Origin of the sequence: Microbacterium sp. Root61 (genome assembly GCF_001427525.1) — a bacterium.
Taxonomy (GTDB): domain Bacteria; phylum Actinomycetota; class Actinomycetes; order Actinomycetales; family Microbacteriaceae; genus Microbacterium.
Genome location: NZ_LMGU01000001.1, coordinates 3,231,726 through 3,248,082, shown reverse-complemented (window position 1 = coordinate 3,248,082; position 16,357 = coordinate 3,231,726). Strand labels below are relative to the sequence as shown.

19 protein-coding genes are annotated in these 16,357 nt (G+C 71.7%); 10 read left to right on the top strand and 9 right to left on the bottom strand.

Annotation, left to right across the window (positions count from 1 at the left end; translation table 11 throughout):
- Positions 1-39: 39 nt before the first annotated feature.
- Genes ASD65_RS15240 through pxpA form a run of 3 tightly spaced genes read right to left on the bottom strand, consistent with a single transcriptional unit; the run spans position 40 to position 2,272 of the window.
- Positions 40-900, bottom strand: coding sequence for a biotin-dependent carboxyltransferase family protein (locus ASD65_RS15240; protein ID WP_056223915.1), 861 nt, complete (start codon positions 898-900; stop codon positions 40-42).
- On the bottom strand, positions 897-1,523 hold the full coding sequence (locus ASD65_RS15235) for a 5-oxoprolinase subunit B family protein (protein ID WP_056223913.1): 627 nt from the start codon (positions 1,521-1,523) through the stop codon (positions 897-899). The genes ASD65_RS15240 and ASD65_RS15235 overlap by 4 nt, the downstream gene beginning before the upstream one ends.
- Complete coding sequence (gene pxpA / locus ASD65_RS15230; protein ID WP_056223911.1) at positions 1,517-2,272, bottom strand: 5-oxoprolinase subunit PxpA; 756 nt, start codon at positions 2,270-2,272, stop codon at positions 1,517-1,519. The genes ASD65_RS15235 and pxpA overlap by 7 nt, the downstream gene beginning before the upstream one ends.
- Before the next feature lie 78 nt (positions 2,273-2,350).
- Between pxpA and ASD65_RS15225 the strand changes: the two genes are divergently transcribed.
- The 3 genes from ASD65_RS15225 to ASD65_RS15215 all read left to right on the top strand — a co-directional run bounded on the left by ASD65_RS15225 (position 2,351) and on the right by ASD65_RS15215 (position 4,362).
- Positions 2,351-3,217, top strand: a complete 867-nt coding sequence (locus ASD65_RS15225) for a spermidine synthase (RefSeq protein ID WP_056223909.1) — start codon at positions 2,351-2,353, stop codon at positions 3,215-3,217.
- Positions 3,218-3,305: 88 nt separating this feature from the next.
- Entirely contained in the window at positions 3,306-3,833 is a 528-nt protein-coding gene (locus tag ASD65_RS15220) for a hypothetical protein (RefSeq protein ID WP_056223907.1), read from the top strand.
- Positions 3,834-3,873: 40 nt separating this feature from the next.
- Positions 3,874-4,362 (top strand): SprT-like domain-containing protein, encoded by a 489-nt coding sequence (locus ASD65_RS15215; protein ID WP_056223905.1) that lies wholly within the window; start codon positions 3,874-3,876, stop codon positions 4,360-4,362.
- A gap of 10 nt (positions 4,363-4,372) precedes the next feature.
- On the opposite strand, the gene ASD65_RS15210 is transcribed toward ASD65_RS15215, so the two are convergent.
- The gene (locus ASD65_RS15210) at positions 4,373-5,014 is read right to left on the bottom strand and encodes a 2-phosphosulfolactate phosphatase (RefSeq protein ID WP_056223903.1); all 642 of its coding nucleotides are present in this window, start codon (positions 5,012-5,014) and stop codon (positions 4,373-4,375) included.
- Between the two features lie 55 nt (positions 5,015-5,069).
- Here ASD65_RS15210 and ASD65_RS15205 point away from each other — a divergent pair, with 55 nt between their 5' ends.
- A complete protein-coding gene (locus ASD65_RS15205) occupies positions 5,070-5,576 on the top strand; it encodes a hypothetical protein (protein WP_056223901.1) in 507 nt (168 codons plus the stop codon).
- Positions 5,569-6,081, top strand: a complete 513-nt coding sequence (locus ASD65_RS15200; RefSeq protein WP_082561811.1) for a GNAT family N-acetyltransferase — start codon at positions 5,569-5,571, stop codon at positions 6,079-6,081. The genes ASD65_RS15205 and ASD65_RS15200 overlap by 8 nt, the downstream gene beginning before the upstream one ends.
- Positions 6,082-6,217: 136 nt before the next feature.
- On the opposite strand, the gene ASD65_RS15195 is transcribed toward ASD65_RS15200, so the two are convergent.
- A complete protein-coding gene (locus ASD65_RS15195) occupies positions 6,218-7,684 on the bottom strand; it encodes an ABC transporter permease (protein WP_056223900.1) in 1,467 nt (488 codons plus the stop codon).
- Positions 7,681-8,472, bottom strand: coding sequence for an ABC transporter ATP-binding protein (locus tag ASD65_RS15190; protein ID WP_056223898.1), 792 nt, complete (start codon positions 8,470-8,472; stop codon positions 7,681-7,683). Before ASD65_RS15190 ends, ASD65_RS15195 begins: the two co-directional genes overlap by 4 nt.
- Before the next feature lie 334 nt (positions 8,473-8,806).
- Here ASD65_RS15190 and ASD65_RS15185 point away from each other — a divergent pair, with 334 nt between their 5' ends.
- On the top strand, positions 8,807-9,496 hold the full coding sequence (locus ASD65_RS15185) for a hemerythrin domain-containing protein (RefSeq protein ID WP_056223896.1): 690 nt from the start codon (positions 8,807-8,809) through the stop codon (positions 9,494-9,496).
- A gap of 8 nt (positions 9,497-9,504) precedes the next feature.
- Here ASD65_RS15185 and ASD65_RS15180 read toward each other — a convergent pair whose 3' ends face one another.
- Both ASD65_RS15180 and ASD65_RS15175 read right to left on the bottom strand, forming a co-directional pair.
- The gene (locus ASD65_RS15180) at positions 9,505-10,158 is read right to left on the bottom strand and encodes a response regulator (protein WP_056223894.1); all 654 of its coding nucleotides are present in this window, start codon (positions 10,156-10,158) and stop codon (positions 9,505-9,507) included.
- Positions 10,158-11,324, bottom strand: a complete 1,167-nt coding sequence (locus tag ASD65_RS15175) for a sensor histidine kinase (RefSeq protein WP_056223892.1) — start codon at positions 11,322-11,324, stop codon at positions 10,158-10,160. Before ASD65_RS15175 ends, ASD65_RS15180 begins: the two co-directional genes overlap by 1 nt.
- 135 nt (positions 11,325-11,459) lie before the next feature.
- Between ASD65_RS15175 and ASD65_RS15170 the strand changes: the two genes are divergently transcribed.
- The 3 genes from ASD65_RS15170 (at position 11,460) to ASD65_RS15160 (ending at position 14,749) form a co-directional block, all read left to right on the top strand.
- On the top strand, positions 11,460-12,896 hold the full coding sequence (locus ASD65_RS15170; RefSeq protein ID WP_056223890.1) for a DUF6421 family protein: 1,437 nt from the start codon (positions 11,460-11,462) through the stop codon (positions 12,894-12,896).
- Positions 12,889-13,566 carry an SDR family NAD(P)-dependent oxidoreductase gene (locus ASD65_RS15165; protein WP_056223887.1) on the top strand — a complete coding sequence of 226 codons (678 nt, stop codon included), beginning with the start codon at positions 12,889-12,891 and terminating at the stop codon, positions 13,564-13,566. Before ASD65_RS15170 ends, ASD65_RS15165 begins: the two co-directional genes overlap by 8 nt.
- Before the next feature lie 115 nt (positions 13,567-13,681).
- Positions 13,682-14,749, top strand: a complete 1,068-nt coding sequence (locus tag ASD65_RS15160; protein ID WP_056225057.1) for a threonine aldolase family protein — start codon at positions 13,682-13,684, stop codon at positions 14,747-14,749.
- Positions 14,750-14,758: 9 nt separating this feature from the next.
- Here ASD65_RS15160 and ASD65_RS15155 read toward each other — a convergent pair whose 3' ends face one another.
- Positions 14,759-15,427: an NUDIX hydrolase family protein gene (locus tag ASD65_RS15155; RefSeq protein ID WP_056223885.1), complete on the bottom strand. Its 669-nt coding sequence runs from the start codon at positions 15,425-15,427 to the stop codon at positions 14,759-14,761.
- Positions 15,428-15,511: 84 nt separating this feature from the next.
- On the opposite strand from ASD65_RS15155, the gene ASD65_RS15150 reads away from it, so the two are divergent.
- Positions 15,512-16,195 carry an alpha/beta hydrolase gene (locus tag ASD65_RS15150; protein WP_056223883.1) on the top strand — a complete coding sequence of 228 codons (684 nt, stop codon included), beginning with the start codon at positions 15,512-15,514 and terminating at the stop codon, positions 16,193-16,195.
- Positions 16,196-16,357: the final 162 nt, after the last annotated feature.

Genomic DNA, 16,357 nt, shown 5'->3' with positions numbered 1-16,357 from the left:
GGTCGGTGGCCGAGCCGCCTGTCAGCGACGTGCCGCGCGTCAGTGCCGGTGCCGGAAGCGGATGCGGGTGCCCGGCCGGACCTGACCGAACGCGTCCAGCGCGGCATCCGTCACCACCGCGATGACGGGATAGCCGCCGGTGACCGGCCCGTCGGCCAGCAGCACGGTCGGCCGGCCGCTGGGCGGCACCTGGAGCGCACCGGGCACCATCCCCTCGCTGGGCAGCTCCCCGGGGCGCACCCGCGCGAGCTCGGGTCCGTCCAGGCGCACACCGACGCGGTCGGCGCTGCCGCTGACGGTCCACACGCTCTCGTAGAGGGTCGGCAGAGCGGATGCCGCGAACCAGTCCGCGCGCGGCCCCTCCGCGAGCTCGATCACGACCTCGTCGTCGGCCGGTGCGCCCCAGGGGGCGAGGTCGGAGGCCGGGATGGGGCGCTGCGCGTCGTCGCGGACGGCGAGGGTGTCCCCCGCGTGCAGCGGTGACGGACCGAGCCCGGCGAGCAGATCGGTCGCCCGCGACCCCGCGACCACCGGGGCGTCGATCCCGCCGCGGACGGCGAGGTAGGCCCGCGCGCCGTGCGCGAACCAGTCGAGGTGCAGCTCCGCGCCTGTCGGCCAGCGGTGTGCGGTATACGGGTCGATCGGGCGCCCCGCGAGCGTGACGGCCCCCCAGGCGCCGGTGACCGCGAACCACAGATCGCGTCGGGCGGTCGCGCGGAGGCCGCCCATCGTGACCTCGACTCCCGCCGCATCCTCCGGGTTGCCGAGGAGACGGTTGGCCGTGCGCAGCGCGGCGCGGTCGAGGGCGCCGGAGCGGGCGATGCCGAGCGAGGCACGTCCGCCTCGTCCGAGGTCCTGGATCGTCGCGAGCAGTCCGGGCTCGCCGACACGGATGCTCATGCGACACTCTCCCGGAAGCGCACGGGCGTCCCCGGCGCCAGCAGCGCAGGGGATGCCGCATCCGGATCGAACAGTCGTGCCGTGGTCGTGCCGATCAGCCGCCAACCGCCGGGCGTCTCCCGCGGGTAGGCACCGGTGAACTCGCCGGCCACCGCGACCGCACCGGCCGGGACCCTCGTGCGCGGCGCCGCGAGCCGGGGGACGTCGAAGGTCCAGGCCGGGCTCACGAGGTACCCGAACCCGGGGGCGAAGCCCGTGAAGGCCACCGTCCATTCCGCCGCCGTGTGTCGCGCGACGACATCGGCGGGCGAGAGTCCGAGCAGTGCCGCGGTCTCGGCCAGATCCGGACCGTCGTAGGTCACGTCGAGCACGACCGGCTCGGCGACCGTGGTGGCGGCATCCGTCTCCGTCGTGCGGCGTGCGGCCGTCTCGATCCAGGCGCGGACGGCGGAGGCCGAGAGCACCCGCGGGTCGAACGGGACGAGCACGGTGCGGGCTGCGGGGACGAGGTCCTCGACGCCGGCGGGGCGTGACGCCGCGAGCCGATCGCGCAGCACGAGCACGTCGGCGAGTGTCGCCACTTCGACCAGGAGCGCGCGCTCCCCCATCGGCAGGATCACCATGGCGCCCGTACCTCGATGCCCGCCGCATCCAGGGCGTCCCGGACCGCGCGGGCCATCGCCACCGCGTCGGGCGAGTCGCCGTGCACGCAGAGGGATGCCGCATCCACCACGATGAGGGTTCCGTCGACGGCCTCGACCACGCCGTCGAGCAACAACCGCACCGACCGCGCCGCCACCTCGATCGGGTCGTGCAGGAGGGCGCCCGGTCCACCCCGGGGCACCAGCGTGCCGTCCGACAGATAGCCGCGATCGAGGAAGGCCTCGCGCACGAACGGCAGTCCTACCGCGGCCGCGGCGGCCTCGATCTCGCCGACCTGCCCGAGGATCGGGAGGGCTCGGCCGGCGCGCTCGGCGAACTCCGCGACCGCCGCCGCGACGGCATCCGCCTGTCCCCGGTCGACGCCGACCGCGTGATACAGCGCACCGTGCGGCTTGACGTAGCGGACGTCGGCGCCGACCTCGGCGAGCGCCGCGAGCTGCGCGGAGATCTCGGCCCGGAGCGAGGCCGGGTCAGGGGACTGCGCCGTGCGGCCGAAGTTCGCGCGATCGGCATAGGAGGGGTGGGCGCCGACGGCGACGCCGAAGCGCCCGGCCCGGTCGACGGCGGCGCGCATGGAGGCGGCATCACCGGCATGCCCGCCGGACGCGATGCTCGCGCTCGAGATCACCGCGAACATGGCCTCGTCGTCGGCCGTGGGCACTCCGTCCACGGTCTCGCCGAGGTCCGCGTTGAGATCAACCGTCGCCATGCCTCCACGGTAACCCCGGGCGGGGTCGCTGTCGGGCGACTGCCGGGGGCCCGCAACCCGGACGACTACCGTGGGGGGATGGCCAGAGCACGACACGAGCCGGGCGACCGCCCGCAGACCCGGTTGTCCGACGGCACCCTCGCCTACATCGTCCCCTCGGGGTTCACCACCGGGTTCGAGCTCGTCGTCGACGGGACGCCGCAGTCGCACGTCGACCTCGACGACCCGACGCACCTGCACTTCGAATACATCGCGCGCATGGGAGCGGTCATCGACCAGCTCCGGCTGCCGCGGCAGCCCCTCACCGCGGTGCACCTCGGCGCGGGCGCCATGACCATCCCGCGCTATGTCGAGGCGACGCGGCCGGGCTCGCGCCAGCAGGTCATCGAGCTCGAGCCGGCGCTGGTCGAGCTCGTCAAGGCGAACCTCCCGCTGCCGCGCGGCGCCGCCATCCGCACACGCATCGGCGATGCCCGTGAAGGGCTGGGCCGACTGCCCGCCGCGATGCACGGGGCCGTCGACCTGCTCGTCTCGGACGTCTTCTCCGGCGCGCAGACCCCCGCGCATCTGACGACCGTCGAGCTGTACCGCGAGGCATCCGCTCTGCTCGCACCGGAAGGCGTGCTGCTGGTCAACGTGGCCGACGGCGCCGGAATGGCCTTCGCGCGTCGCCAGGTCGCCACCGTGCGCGAGGTGCTCCCGCACGTGATCGTCCTCGCCGAGGTGCAGGTGCTCCGCGGCCGCCGCTTCGGAAACCTCGTCATCGCGGCATCCCCCGCTCCCCTGCCCAAGGAGTGGCTGCCGCGACTGATGGCGGCGGGTCCGCACCCGGCGAAGGTCGCCGACGGCGCCGAACTGATCGAGTTCATGCGGGGCGCGCGGATCGCGACGGACATCGACTCGACCCCCTCGCCCAAGCCCGCGGACTCCCTCTTCGAACGCTGACCCCGCGACGCGCGGCGTGCCTCAAGCCAGTCGGCCTGCGACGAGGCACACTGGACAAGCAAGCCGCTCCAGGCGAAGGGAGTCGACGGTGAGCTACATCCGCGGATACGATCCGGATACCCTGCGCGAGGTCGTCGATGCCCACGAGTGCAAGGACCGCCTCGATGAGATCGGCGAGCAGCGCAGTCTGCCCGCTCTGCTCGAGCGCGTCTGGCTCCTGAAGGTGCTCGGCCGTCTCGAAGACGCCCTGGTGATCTCGGAGCAGTCGGTGCGCGTCGCGCGCATGGCCGGCACCCGCAAAGATCTGCTGCGCTCGCGCATCCTGCATGCCACGATCCAGCAGGCGCGCGGCGCGTTCGCCGCGGCCGAGCAGGAGCTGACGATGTGCGCCGGTGAGGCCGAGGGCCAGGGCTGGTCCGGCATCGCCGCGTTCGCCTACCAGCACCGCGGCAAGGTGTACTTCGACGACGGCGCCTTCGATGCCGCTCGCGCCGACTTCAAGCGCGCACTCTTCCTGCGCCAGGACGCCGGTGCCGCAGACGAACAGCTCGAATCGACGCTCCTCGCGATCGACGCGGCCGACCGTCGCCGGGCCCACTCGTCCGTCGCGGTGTGACGCGGCACCGAGTGTCGTAGGTACGTTCTAGCTTCTCGCCATGTCGGAATTGCAACGCGTGCGCGTCTGGGCCGAGGCGCTGATCACCACGCATCTGGATGACTCGTGGTCCTTCGCGTTCGACAACGCCAAGCGCCGTGCCGGTCAATGCGACTACACGAACAAGCGGATCAGCGTGTCGCGCTACCTCGCCGCCCGCTACGAGGACGACGACAACCACCAGACCCTCCTGCACGAGGTCGCGCACGCGCTCGCCGGCGCGAAGGCCGGTCACGGGCCGAAGTGGAAGGCGATCGCGACCGACCTCGGCTACGTCGGCGGTGTCACGCACCACGGCGAGACCGCGACCGACCTCGCACCCTGGGTCGGCACCTGCGCCGCAGGCCATGTCGCCTACCGGCACCGTCGGCCGACCCGACCGACCTCGTGCGTCAAGTGCGCGCCGCGCTACGACGCGCGCTATCTGTTCGACTGGCAGCGCCGCGAGATCACCACGGCCACGCGGCTGGCCGCGCTCACTCCGCGCTGAGCCGAGTGACTCACGACGGGCAGAACACTCCGTCGCGCAGCACCGGCACAGCATCCGTCGCGTCGACCTCGGCTGCGGCGAGCACGTCCGGACGCAGGTTGCGCTCGATCAGCTCCTGACCCGAACCACTGGCGGTCAGCAGATGCCGGACCGCGGCGCGCAGCCCGCGGAACCCCTCGCACGCGACGGCGGCCTCGGGTGAGGAGTGGTCGATGCCGCGCACGGCGAGGGCATCGATGACGGCGCCGGCGCCGAGCTGGTCCTCGACGGCGAACCGCAGCGCCGTCGAGTCGGCGCGGTCGGCGCGCTCGCCGCACGCGATGACCGCGACGCTGGTGCGCTCTCCCCGACGCTGCTGCTCCGCGAGGATCGCTTCGGCGACGGCCGACGCGTTGCGCAGACTCCCCAGCATGACGACGGCTCCGGATGCCGCGGCCTGCGCGGCGACAACGGCACCGTTGATCGACACGGCGTGGGCGGACTCGTCGAGCGGGACGCTCTCGCCGCGAGCCGCGGCATCCGTCACCGTCGTCGAGAACCGCAGAACGTCGACCACCACGACCACATCGGCCGGAGCGAGGCGGGCCAGGCCCTCGGTACCCCACTCGAGTCGCACCTGGTAGCGGGACTGATCGAACGGATGCTGCGGCATCCCGCCAGCCTACGTCCGGTCTCCAATGCCCAGCGCGGGGGTGCAAGACTGGGGCATGCGCATCCTGCTGAAGTTCGTGATCGACTGCGACGCGGATGCCGCATGGCGCGCGGTGCACTCGCCCCGGGCCGTCGCCGAGCTGTACGGGCCGCTGCTCGACCTTGCTCCGCTCGAGCCGAGAGGTCTGCCGACCAGCTGGGCTCCCGGCGACGACGTGCCGGTGCAGCTCGCCCTCGGCGGCATCGTCCCGATGGGGCGCCAGCTCATCCACGTCAGCGATCGCGTGGCCCAGGAGCCGAACGGCCCGGTGCGGATCTTCCGCGACAGCGGCATTCCGCTCACCGGCCCCCTCGCGAGCCTGGACGTCTGGGACCACCAGATGGCGGTCTCCCCCGCCCCCGGCGATCCCTCCCAGACGCTGTGGCGCGATCGACTCGTGATCGGCGGACCGACGGCGCCCGCCCTGTGGCCCGTGCTCTGGACCATGTGGCAGTGGCGCGCGGCGCGCATCAAGGCGCTCGCCCCGACCTGGGCGTTCGAGCCCGCGTCGGCCGGTGACTGAGCCGACGGTCCGCCCGGCGGGGCCGGACGATGCCGACGGAATGGCACACGTGCACGTGCAGGGCTGGCACGAGGCCTACACCGGACGGATTCCGCAGCAGATCCTCGACGGCCTCGACGTCCAGGAGCGCGCGTCGATGTGGCGCGGCATCCTCGCCGGAGAGTTCCCCGACCACGAGAGCACGATCGCGGTCGCCGAGGCCGAGGGGCGGATCGTCGGATTCGCCTCCAGCCGGCGCAGCATCGACGAGGACGCCGTCGCCGGGCGGCGGCAGCTCTACTCGATCTACCTCTTGGCCGACTACTACGGCTCCGGTGCCGGGCAGCGGCTGCTGGATGCCGTGATCGGCACTGCCGCGGCCTCCCTCTGGGTGCTTGACGACAACCCGCGCGCGTGGGCCTTCTACACGCGCAACGGCTTCGTCCCCGACGGCGTGACGAAGATCGACGACCGCTGGGGTGCGCCGATCACCGACGCCCGCCTCGTCCGCGGCCCGCGGGCCTGACGAGCCCCTTCCTCCACCTGCTCCCTGTCGCAATCTGCGCCACACGGCGACAGATTGCGACAGGCCAGTAGCACGGACGGACGGACAGACGGACGAGCGGATGCCGCGGCGAAGCCCCAGCCGCGGCATCCACCTCCTACTCCGCCAGCGCCTCCACCGGCGCGACTCGCGTCGCCAACCGAGTCGGCACGACCGCGGCGACCAGCGTCAGTACCGCCGTCGCGACGATGACGACCACGATCGGCCAGAACGGCACGGCGGGCCAGATGAGCGTCGGTGCGGGCGGGAGGTCGGGGTTGACGGGCACCGAGCCGAGCAGCGACTGCGCTCCCGCCCAGCCGTAGACGATGCCGAGCACGAGCCCGGCGAGGAGGGCCGCGATCGTGACGTGCGCCGCCTCCAGCAGCACCATGCGGCGCACCTGACCGTTCGAGACCCCGAGCGCGCGCAGCAGGCCGAGCTCGCGGCGGCGCTGCACCACGCCGATCGTGAGGAGGTTGACCAGGCCGACCGCCGCGATGACGGCCGAGACGCCGACCAGCGCCATCATGATCGCCGAGAACGTGTCGAGCACGGTGACGAGCTCATCGGGCAGGGATCCCCCGCCGGCCGCGGTCATGACCGCCTTCACCGACTCGATCGCCACGGCGAACATCGTCACGAGCGTGACCCCCATCACGACGCCGATCGCCATCCGCGACGAGCGCTCGGGATGCCGCAGGGCATTCTCCGCCGCGAGCCGGGCGGTCGCGGATCGGCCGAACAGCCGACCGACCAGGCGCAGCACGGGAGGCATCACGAGGGTCGCGCCGAGCGCGAGCCCCGTGAAGGAGAGGATGCCGCCGACGAACGCGACGACCACCCCGAGCGGGCTCACCATCCCCACGGCGATGCCGGCCGCGAGGAGCGCCCCGCCCGCGACGAACAGCACGATCGCGGCGACGTTGCGACCGGTGCGATGTGCGACCTCGCCATGGGATGCCTCGACCGACCCCCCGAGCGCCTGCAGCGGGGTGACGGTCAGCACTCGCCGCGACCCGGCCCACGCCGCGGCCCACGTCGTGAGCGCGACGATGGCCGCCGGCAGCAGCAGCACCGGCTCGACCAGCGTGTACGCGACATCGCCGAGTCCCAGCATCCGTCCGGTGATCGCGATGCCTGCGGCCGAGACCGCCGTGCCGGCGACGAGTCCGAGGAAGGCACCGATCGCCCCCACGATCAGCCCCTGGCGCGCGACCTCCCGGCGCTGCGACTGGGCCGATGCCCCGATCAGACGCAGCAGCGCGATGCGGCGCGTGCGACCGGCGACCACCGTGGCGAACGTGTTCGCGGTGACGATGGCGGCGACGTAGATCGCGACGCCGACGAGCAGGATGGTCAGGAAGCCGAGTACGAAGGCGAGCGTCTCGCTGTCACCCACGTACGGATCGGCCCGCAGCATCGCCGCGATGTAGCCGGTCGCCGAGATCAGGATCACCCCGAACGCGCTGGACAGCGCGGCCACCAGGATGCTCGCGCCCATGCCCCGCTCCCGCAGCCACGCGAACGGAACGGAGGCCGCGGCCCGCGGCATCCGCGCAGGGACCGCTGCGACCGCGGTCACGCCCGCACCTCGACCGTCGGAAGAGCTGCCGCGCCGAGCTCGGCGGCCAGCATGTACGCGCTGATCTCTTCGGCGCTCTGGCGCGGCTTGTCGGCGACCAGGCGCCCGTCACCGAGGAACAGGACGCGGTCGGCATGGCTGGCCGCGACCGGGTCATGCGTGACCATCGCGATCGACTGGCCGTGCTCGCGGCTCGCCGTCGCCAGCAGCGCCAGCACCTCGCGTCCCGACCGCGAATCGAGGTTGCCGGTGGGCTCGTCGGCGAAGAGCAGGTCGGGCGCGGTAGCCAGCGCGCGGGCGATCGCGACGCGCTGCTGCTGGCCGCCGCTGAGCTGATGCGGACGGTGACGCAGCCGCGCCCCGAGGCCGAGGGTCTCGACGAGTCCGTCGATGCGGGCACGCTCGAGCGCCGTCGGCCGCCGCCCGTCGAGGTCGAAGGGCAGCAGGATGTTGCCGAGCGCGTCGAGGGTCGGCACGAGGTTGAACGCCTGGAACACGAACCCGACGCGGCGGCGGCGCAGGATCGTCAGCTCGAGGTCGGAGAGCGTCGTGAGGTCGGTGTCGCCGATCCACGCACGACCGGAGGTCGGCGCATCCAGCCCGGCCATGATGTGCATGAGTGTCGACTTGCCGGACCCGCTCGGGCCCATGATCGCGGTGAACTCGCCGCGGCGGATGCCGACCGATACCCCGTCGAGCGCGCGGACTGCACCCTCGCCGGATCCGTACGACTTCGTCAACTGCTGGACGTGGGCCGCGAGGCCGAGGTCTGTGGAGGAGATCTGCATGTCTTCGACGCTACGAATCCACTGGTGCCCACCGCGTCGGCCGCGAGGGCCATCCGTGTACATCGCAAGGATGATCCTCCGTCCGGGACTGCGGGGAGCGGGAGGACCGACGCGATGATGCGCGAGTGCGGGCAGCGGGAGCACAAACGCCAGGATGCGCGAGTGCACGGCTTCACCACGAGCGCACGGCTTGCACCGCGTCACGAGGTCGTCCTCTGGACGCGAGGTCGTGCGCTCGGAGAGGAGCGACAGGGTTCCGCGGAGCGTGGCTGCGCGCTATCGTCTGGCCCGTACGGACCGAGCAAAACGTACCGACCGAGCAAAGGAGCGCCCCATGGCTGCGACTTCCCTGCCGCCGAGCGGTGACCCGCCCACGCGCGCGACGACGTGCGACGCGAGCGGCATGGCAGAGATCCACCGGATGTTCCGGCGCGGATTCGGCGAGGGGCCGGCGCTCGTCGCAGGCGTCGCCGAGGCGGATCTCGCGCACGCCGGAGTGGTCGCGACCCAGCTGGAGACGATGTCGCTCGGGCTGCACGCCCACCACCAGGGCGAGGACGAGCGGCTGTGGGGTGCGCTCGAGGAGCGGGCGCCGTCGTGCGCGACGCACGTCGAGCGGATGAAGGCGCAGCACGCGGAGCTGCTCGTGCACCTGACCGCGCTCGACGCAGCGCTGCCATCCTGGCGCGCGAGCGCGAAGGGGACGGATGCCGCGCCCGTGCTCGTCGCCCTCGACGGCGTCAACGCAGCCCTCGCCGTACACCTGCCCGACGAGGAGACCAACATCGTGCCGGTGATGGAGTACACGATCACCGAAAAGGAGGTCGAATGGTTCTCCGACCACGGCCGCCGTGCCATCCCGAAGGGTCAGACGTGGGAGCAGCTCGGTGAGATCCTCGCCGCGCAGCCGGACGGCGGCGACGAGTGGCTGAAGAAGCACATGCCCGCGCCCGCGCGGCTGATGTGGCGGTGGGTCGGCAAATCGAAGTACGCGAAGCACCGGGCCGCACTCGAGGGAGCCTGAACCGACTCCTACGCGAGGCCGTGCTCGAACGCGAAGACCACGAGCTGCACGCGGTCGCGCAGGCCGAGCTTGGTGAGGATGCGACTGATGTGCGTCTTCACCGTCGCCTCCGACAGGAACTCCCGGCCGGCGATCTCCGAGTTCGAGAGGCCCCGCGCGGCGAGCGCGAAGATCTCCCGCTCCCGCTCGGTCAGCGCACCGTAGGTCTCGGGCACCGCCCTGGGCGCGGCATCCGCGAAGTGCTCGAACAGCTGGCGAGTGGCGGATGCCGCGATCACGGCCGATCCCGCATGCACCGTGCGGATCGCGGCGAGCAGGAACTCGGGGTCGGCGTCCTTGAGGAGGAACCCGCTCGCCCCCTGCCGGATCGCGCGCGCCGCGGCCTCATCGAGGTCGAAGGTCGTGAGCATCACGACGCGGGGCGGCTCGGGGTCGCGCAGCAGCTCGGCGGTGGCGGCGAGACCGTCCATGACCGGCATCCGGATGTCCATCAGCACCACGTCGGGACGCGTCGCCCGCACCACGGCGAGCCCCTCCTGCCCGTTCGCCGCCTCGCCCACGACCTCGAGGTCGGGCTGGGAGTCCACCAGCATCCGGATCCCGGCACGGAACAGGGCCTGGTCGTCGACGAGGACGACACGGATCGGGGATGCCGCGGTCATCACGTCGCCCCGATCGGCAGCGTCGCCCGCACCACGAATGCCCCGGCCTCGGGCCCGGCTTCCAGCCTTCCGCCGACCAGCTGCGCGCGCTCGCGCATGCCGATCAACCCGTGCCCTCGGGCGACCGGGTCTCCCGCGAACGGCTCCGTGCTCTGCGACCCGTGAGCGGCGTTGCGCACGACCAGCTCGACCCGGTCGGGCAGCCACGACAGCGAGACCGACACCGGGCCGCCGTCGCCGTGCCGCATCGCGTTGGTGAGTGCCTCCTGCAGGATGCGGAACACCGCCAGCTGCACGGACGCGGGTGGTTCACCCATCGGCACCGGATCCACCTCGACCTGCAGCCCGACCCCGGCCGCGCGCACCTGCGCGTACAGTCCCTCGAGGTCTGCCAGCGTCGGCTGCGGTCCCTCGGACTGGCTATGCCGCAGCTGCGTGAGCAGCAGCCGCACGTCCGCGAGTGCCGCCCGGGCGGTCGTGGAGATCGTGCCGAGCGCCGTCGTCGCCGCCTCCGGGTCGGATGCCGCGGCATAGCGGGCACCGTCGGCTTGGGCGATCACGACCGCGAGCGAGTGCGCGACGACGTCGTGCATGTCACGGGCGATGCGCACGCGCTCCTGCTCGGCGGCCGCGTCGGCCTCGGCGACCTCCTGCGCGGCGCGGTTCTCGCGGGCCCGCAGCGCGGTGCGCACGAGTGCCCCGACGGTCCACGACAACAGCAGCGCGAATGTGGCGGCGATCCACGTCGCTGCGGCGACGGAGAGCGACTCCAGGTTCAGTCCGGTGGAGAGGAATGCCGTGGCCAGGAACAGGTACAGCGTGATGACCAGCGCGCCCACCAGGGACGACGCGAAGCCGAGCCAGAACACGACGCGCGAACCGTACGCGGCCGTGACGTAGAGCACCGCGAGGATCGCCAGGTTGCTGGGCATGGGGTTCAGACCCATCGCCATCTGCAGGATCGCCCCGGCCCACGCGATGCCCAGCGCGAGCGTCGGGGAGAGACGACGGACGGCGAGCGCACCCGCCATCGCCAGCGACACGACGACACCCCATCCGGAGAAGCTCCCGTTCGCCGGGAACTGCAGCAGCCCGGTCAGCGCGAAGAACACCACCGCCGCGGCGATGTCCATGCTGAGTTGGAAGGGCTTGAGCGGGCGGAACACGCTTTCACGCTACGCGAGAGCGGATGCCGGGGCATCCGTCTGCAGATGTATCCGCCCGAGTAGCCTGGTAGCACGTATCCACCCGCCGCGCCGCCCTCACGGGTCGCCGGCCGAGCCTCATGATCGGAGGTTCCCATGTCCAGCAACGCCACATCCACCACCCACGGTGCGACCAAGGCCATCATCGGCGAACCCGAGGTTGTCGAGGACGGCGGCACCCCGGTCGAGGCCACGGCGGCCTGGCTGGCGCTGAAGGCGTCGGCGACCGCGCTGCAGGGGCTCCAGGCGAAGGATGGCTCCGTTCCCGACCCTGCCGACCACCCCGCCGCCCGGGCGCACGTCGACGCCATCGTCGCGGCGATCCGCGAGCTCGCACCGCGGTTCCCGCACGACGCGGAGTACCTCGAGGCATCCGTCGCGGACTTCGCGAAATGGGATGCCGCGGGCTTCGCCGAGCCGGACTTCTACGACTCCCTCGTGGCCTTCCAGCCCCAGCGGCAGCGCGTCGACGGCATCCGTCACCTGGTCGTCTTCCCGATGTACACGCAGAACGGGTCGAGCAATCGGTTCGTCGAGGCGCTGATCGCGGAGGTCATCTGGCCGGAGTTCATCGCCGAGCTGGAGACCGAGTACGCGAACAAGCTGTTCGTCTCGCTGCGCCTCGTGGACTTCACGCCGGGCTACGACACGAACTCCGCCGTCCTGTTCCCCGAGACGGTCGCGATGCGCGAGATCCCGACGTTCACGTGGGGCGCGATCTTCCAGGATCGCGAAGCGGCCCGGTACCGCCGGGTCGTGCGCGCCGCCGCCGAGATCACCAAGCTCGAGCTGCCCGCCGCGGCCGCCCGCATGCTCGATGATCAAGACCTCACCGAGCAGACGTTCGTGATGTGGGACCTCATCCACGACCGGACGCACATGCGCGGCGATCTGCCGTTCGATCCCTTCATGATCAAGCAGCGGATGCCGTACTTCCTCTACTCGCTGGAGGAGCTGCGGTGCGATCTGACGGCGTTCCGGGAGAGCGTCGCGATCGAGCAGCGGCTGCGGGCGCGCACCGACGAGTTGTCGGTCGCCGAGGCCGCGATGCTCGAGCACGCGGGGCTGGTGCAGTACGCGGTGATCTTCGACCGGATCTTCCGGTTCGCGATCACCGGTACGCGGGTGCGCAACTACGACGGGCTCGGCGGCCAGCTGCTGTTCGCGTGGATGCACCAGCACGGGGTGCTGCACTGGACCGACACGTCGCTCGCGTTCGACTGGGACGACGTGCCGGCCCCGGTGATCGCGCTCGGCGATGCGATCGACGAGCTGTACTGGCGTTCGATCGACCGCCCCAAGACGGCGCACTGGCTCGCGGCGTACGAACTCGTACGCGGCGTTCTCGCGCCGAACCCGGCGTCCGTGTGGGCGCGGGGGCTGTCGGACGACGTGCTCGCCGGCCCCGTCTCGGGGTACACGAACGCGGTGCTGGACGACGAGTTCCCGCTGTCGATGTTCTACGAGGCGCTCGAGAAGAAGATGCGCCCGGTGATCGATTCGACCGCCGGCATCCGCGGGACAGATGACTGAGGACGCCATGAACGACCGGCAGGTGCTGCTTTCGGGCGGCACCAGTGCGGCAGGGCGCGCGGCAGCGCGCGCCCTGCTCGCCGCCGGGGCCCGGGTGATCGTCGTCGGGCACGACCCGGCGAAGCTCGACGAGCTCCGGGCCGAGCTGCCGGAGGTGCAGACCGAGGTCTGCGACCTCACCGACGAAACAGCAGTCGCCGGGCTCGCGCAGCGACTGCACGAGAGCGGCCGGATCGACGGCATCCTGCACCTGGTGGGCGGATGGCGCGGCGGCGGCGGTCTCGCCGGGCAATCCGACGACGACTATCGGTTCCTCGAGCGGTCCCTCACCGCGCTGCGGCACGTCAGTCGCGCGTTCGACGAGGACCTGCGGGCCTCGGATGCCGGACGCCTGGCGATCGTGTCCTCCACCGTCGTGAACCGTCCGCTCGCGGGCGGCGCGAACTACGCGACGGTCAAGGCCGCCAGCGAAGCCTGGACCCGGGCGGTCGCCCAGGGCTACGCCAAGGCCGCCCGCGACGCGGGCACCGAGCTCACCTCCGCCGCGGTCATCTTCCGGGTGAAGGAGCTCGCGGGGCTCGAAGAGAAGCTCGCCGACGCCTATGCGGGCCTCTGGGCCCAGGACGCGGCATCCGTCAACGACTCCGTCATCGACCTCACCGGTTCATAATTCAGTTTCTCCGCTTCGGCGGCCGCGCCTTCTTCGTGTGTTCTCGGGGATCGGCGGCTCCGCCGAATCCATAGGGACTGAATTGTGAACCGCCGTCACAACTAGATTGGACCTCGTGACTGCACTCCACGACACCACGGTGCGGGGCTTCGCCTCCGACAATTACTCCGGCATCCACCCCGAGGTCCTCGCGGCCATCGCGGCGGCGAACGACGGGCACCAGGTCGCGTACGGCGAGGACGTCTACACGACCCGCCTGCAGGAGGTGTTCGCCGGACACTTCGGCGACGGCGTCCAGGCGTTCCCGGTGTTCAACGGCACCGGCGCCAACGTCGTCGGGCTGCAGTCGATGCTCCCCCGCTGGGGCGCGGTGGTCGCGGCATCGACCGCGCACATCAACGTCGACGAGGGCGGCGCCCCCGAGCGCGTCGGCGGCATCAAGCTGCTGACCGTCCCCACCGACAACGGCAAGCTCACGCCCGAACTGATCGACCGCGAGGCGTGGGGCTGGGGCGACGAGCATCGCGCGCAGCCGCTCGTCGTCTCGCTCACCCAGTCCACCGAGCTGGGCACGCTCTACAGCGTGGACGAGCTCAAGGCCATCGCCGACCACATCCACGGACTCGGCATGCACCTGCACATGGACGGTGCGCGCCTCTCCAACGCCGCGGCCTCCCTCGGCCTGCCGCTGCGGGCGTTCACCCGCGATGTCGGTGTCGACGTCCTCAGCTACGGCGGCACCAAGAACGGGGCGATGCTGGGCGAAGCCGTCGTCGTGCTGAACCCCGAGGCATCCGCGGGTCTGATCTTCGGGCGCAAGCTCAACATGCAGCTCTCCTCGAAGATGCGGTTCGTCTCGGCGCAGCTGATCGCGCTGCTGGAGGGCGACCTGTGGCTGCGCAACGCAACGCACTCCAACGCGATGGCCGCCCGACTGCGGGCGGGCGTCGCCGCCGGCATCGCCGACGGATCGATCTCGGGCGTCGCGTTCACACAGGAGACCCAGGCGAACGGCGTCTTCGCGACGCTGCCCGACGGCGTCGCCGACCGTCTGCGCGAGTCGTTCCGGTTCTACGACTGGGATGCGGCGAAGAACGAGGTGCGCTGGATGTGCTCGTTCGACACCACCGAGGCCGACGTCGACGCGTTCGTCGCCGAGCTCGCCCGCCTCACGACGGCCTGATCCGACGGGTCAGCGCAGCGCGCCGACGCTCGCGAGGGCGAGGCGGATCAGCGTGCCGCGTCCGCCTTCCATCTCGGCGGAGAGGGCATCGGATGCCGCCTCCTCCGGTGTCAGCCAGGTCACTTCCAGCGCGTCCTGACGCGGCTCGCACGTGCCGGTGACGGGCACGACGAAGGCGAGCGACACGGCGTGCTGGCGGTCGTCGTGAAACGCGCTGACGCCGGGGATCGGGAAGTACTCCGCGACCGTGAAGGGCAGCGGTTGCGGCGGCAGCAGCGGGAAGGCCATCGGTCCGAGGTCGTTCTCGAGGTGCCGGAACAGGGCGTCGCGGATGGTCTCGCCGTAGCGGATGCGGCCGCTCACGAGCGTGCGCGTCATCTCGCCGACGGGTGTCGCGCGCAGCAGGATCCCCACCTGGGTGACGGTGCCGAGTCCGTCGGTGCGCACCGGCAGCGCCTCGACGTAGAGCATGGGCAGGCGTCGACGCGCCTCCGCGAGCTCGATATCGGACAGCCAGCCCGGGTTTGACGCCGATCCCGGCGTGGGCGATCCGAATGACCCGTCGCCGAGCGGGTGCCCGCTCGAGCCGAACGACGCGCCGATGCCGCCGAGAGGATCGCGGGGGGTACCCTCGTCGTCGTTCTCGTTGGGATCGGGATCAGGCGTGCGCACCGGCATGTGTCCTGTATACCTCAGCGAGGGGTGCTCCGCTGGCGGCCGGCGTCGGGTGTCCCTGTCAGGACCGCCTGGCAGGATGGGCGGATGACCGAGTCTTCGCTGCGCCTGGATGCCGATGTCGTGCTGTGGTCGGCGCCCGAGGACGAGCGCGCCGGACGGCCGGTGCTCGTGCTCCTGCACGGGTACGGCGCCGACGAGCGCGACCTGTTCGGCCTCGCGCCGTACCTGCCGGAGGAGTTCGTGGTCGCCGCCGTGCGCGCGCCGCTGTCCCCGCCGTTCCCGGCGCCCGGGTACTCCTGGTATCCGATCGAGGGACTCGACGGCCGGGATTCCTCGCATGTCACCGCCGCCGCATCCGCCTTCCTGTCGTGGGCGGATGCCACCACCGCCGGCGCGCCGCTCATCGGGCTGCTCGGGTTCTCGCAGGGCGCGGCGATCGCGCTGCAGGCGCTGCGACTCGACCCCGACCGCTTCGCGTTCGTCGTCAACCTGTCGGGCTACGTGAGTCCCGGCGAACTCGACCACGACGAGGAACTCGCGGAGCTGCGGCCGCCGGTCTTCTGGGGTCGGGGCACCCGCGACGAGGTGATCCCGGCCGAGCTCGTGGAGCACACCATCGACTGGCTCCCCCGCCACGTCGAGCTCAGCGGTCGGGTATACCCGGGCCTGACGCACAGCGTGTCCGAGGCGGAGCTGGGCGACGTCCGCGCGTTCCTCGACAAGCAGCTCGCCGCCGCCGCCGAAGGTCCGGCCGTCGCGGCGGGATGACGCGACGTTCAGCGAACGGGCAGACAGGATGCCGCGGCATCCGCTAGTCTGGCGGTTCCTGTTCCCGACGTAAGGTCCTCCGGTGACAAAGATCGACGCTTCCGCGCTCTCTTCCGCGCGCTGACCCGTCGACGCTCCCTCCGTGTGAGCACTGCCCTCTCT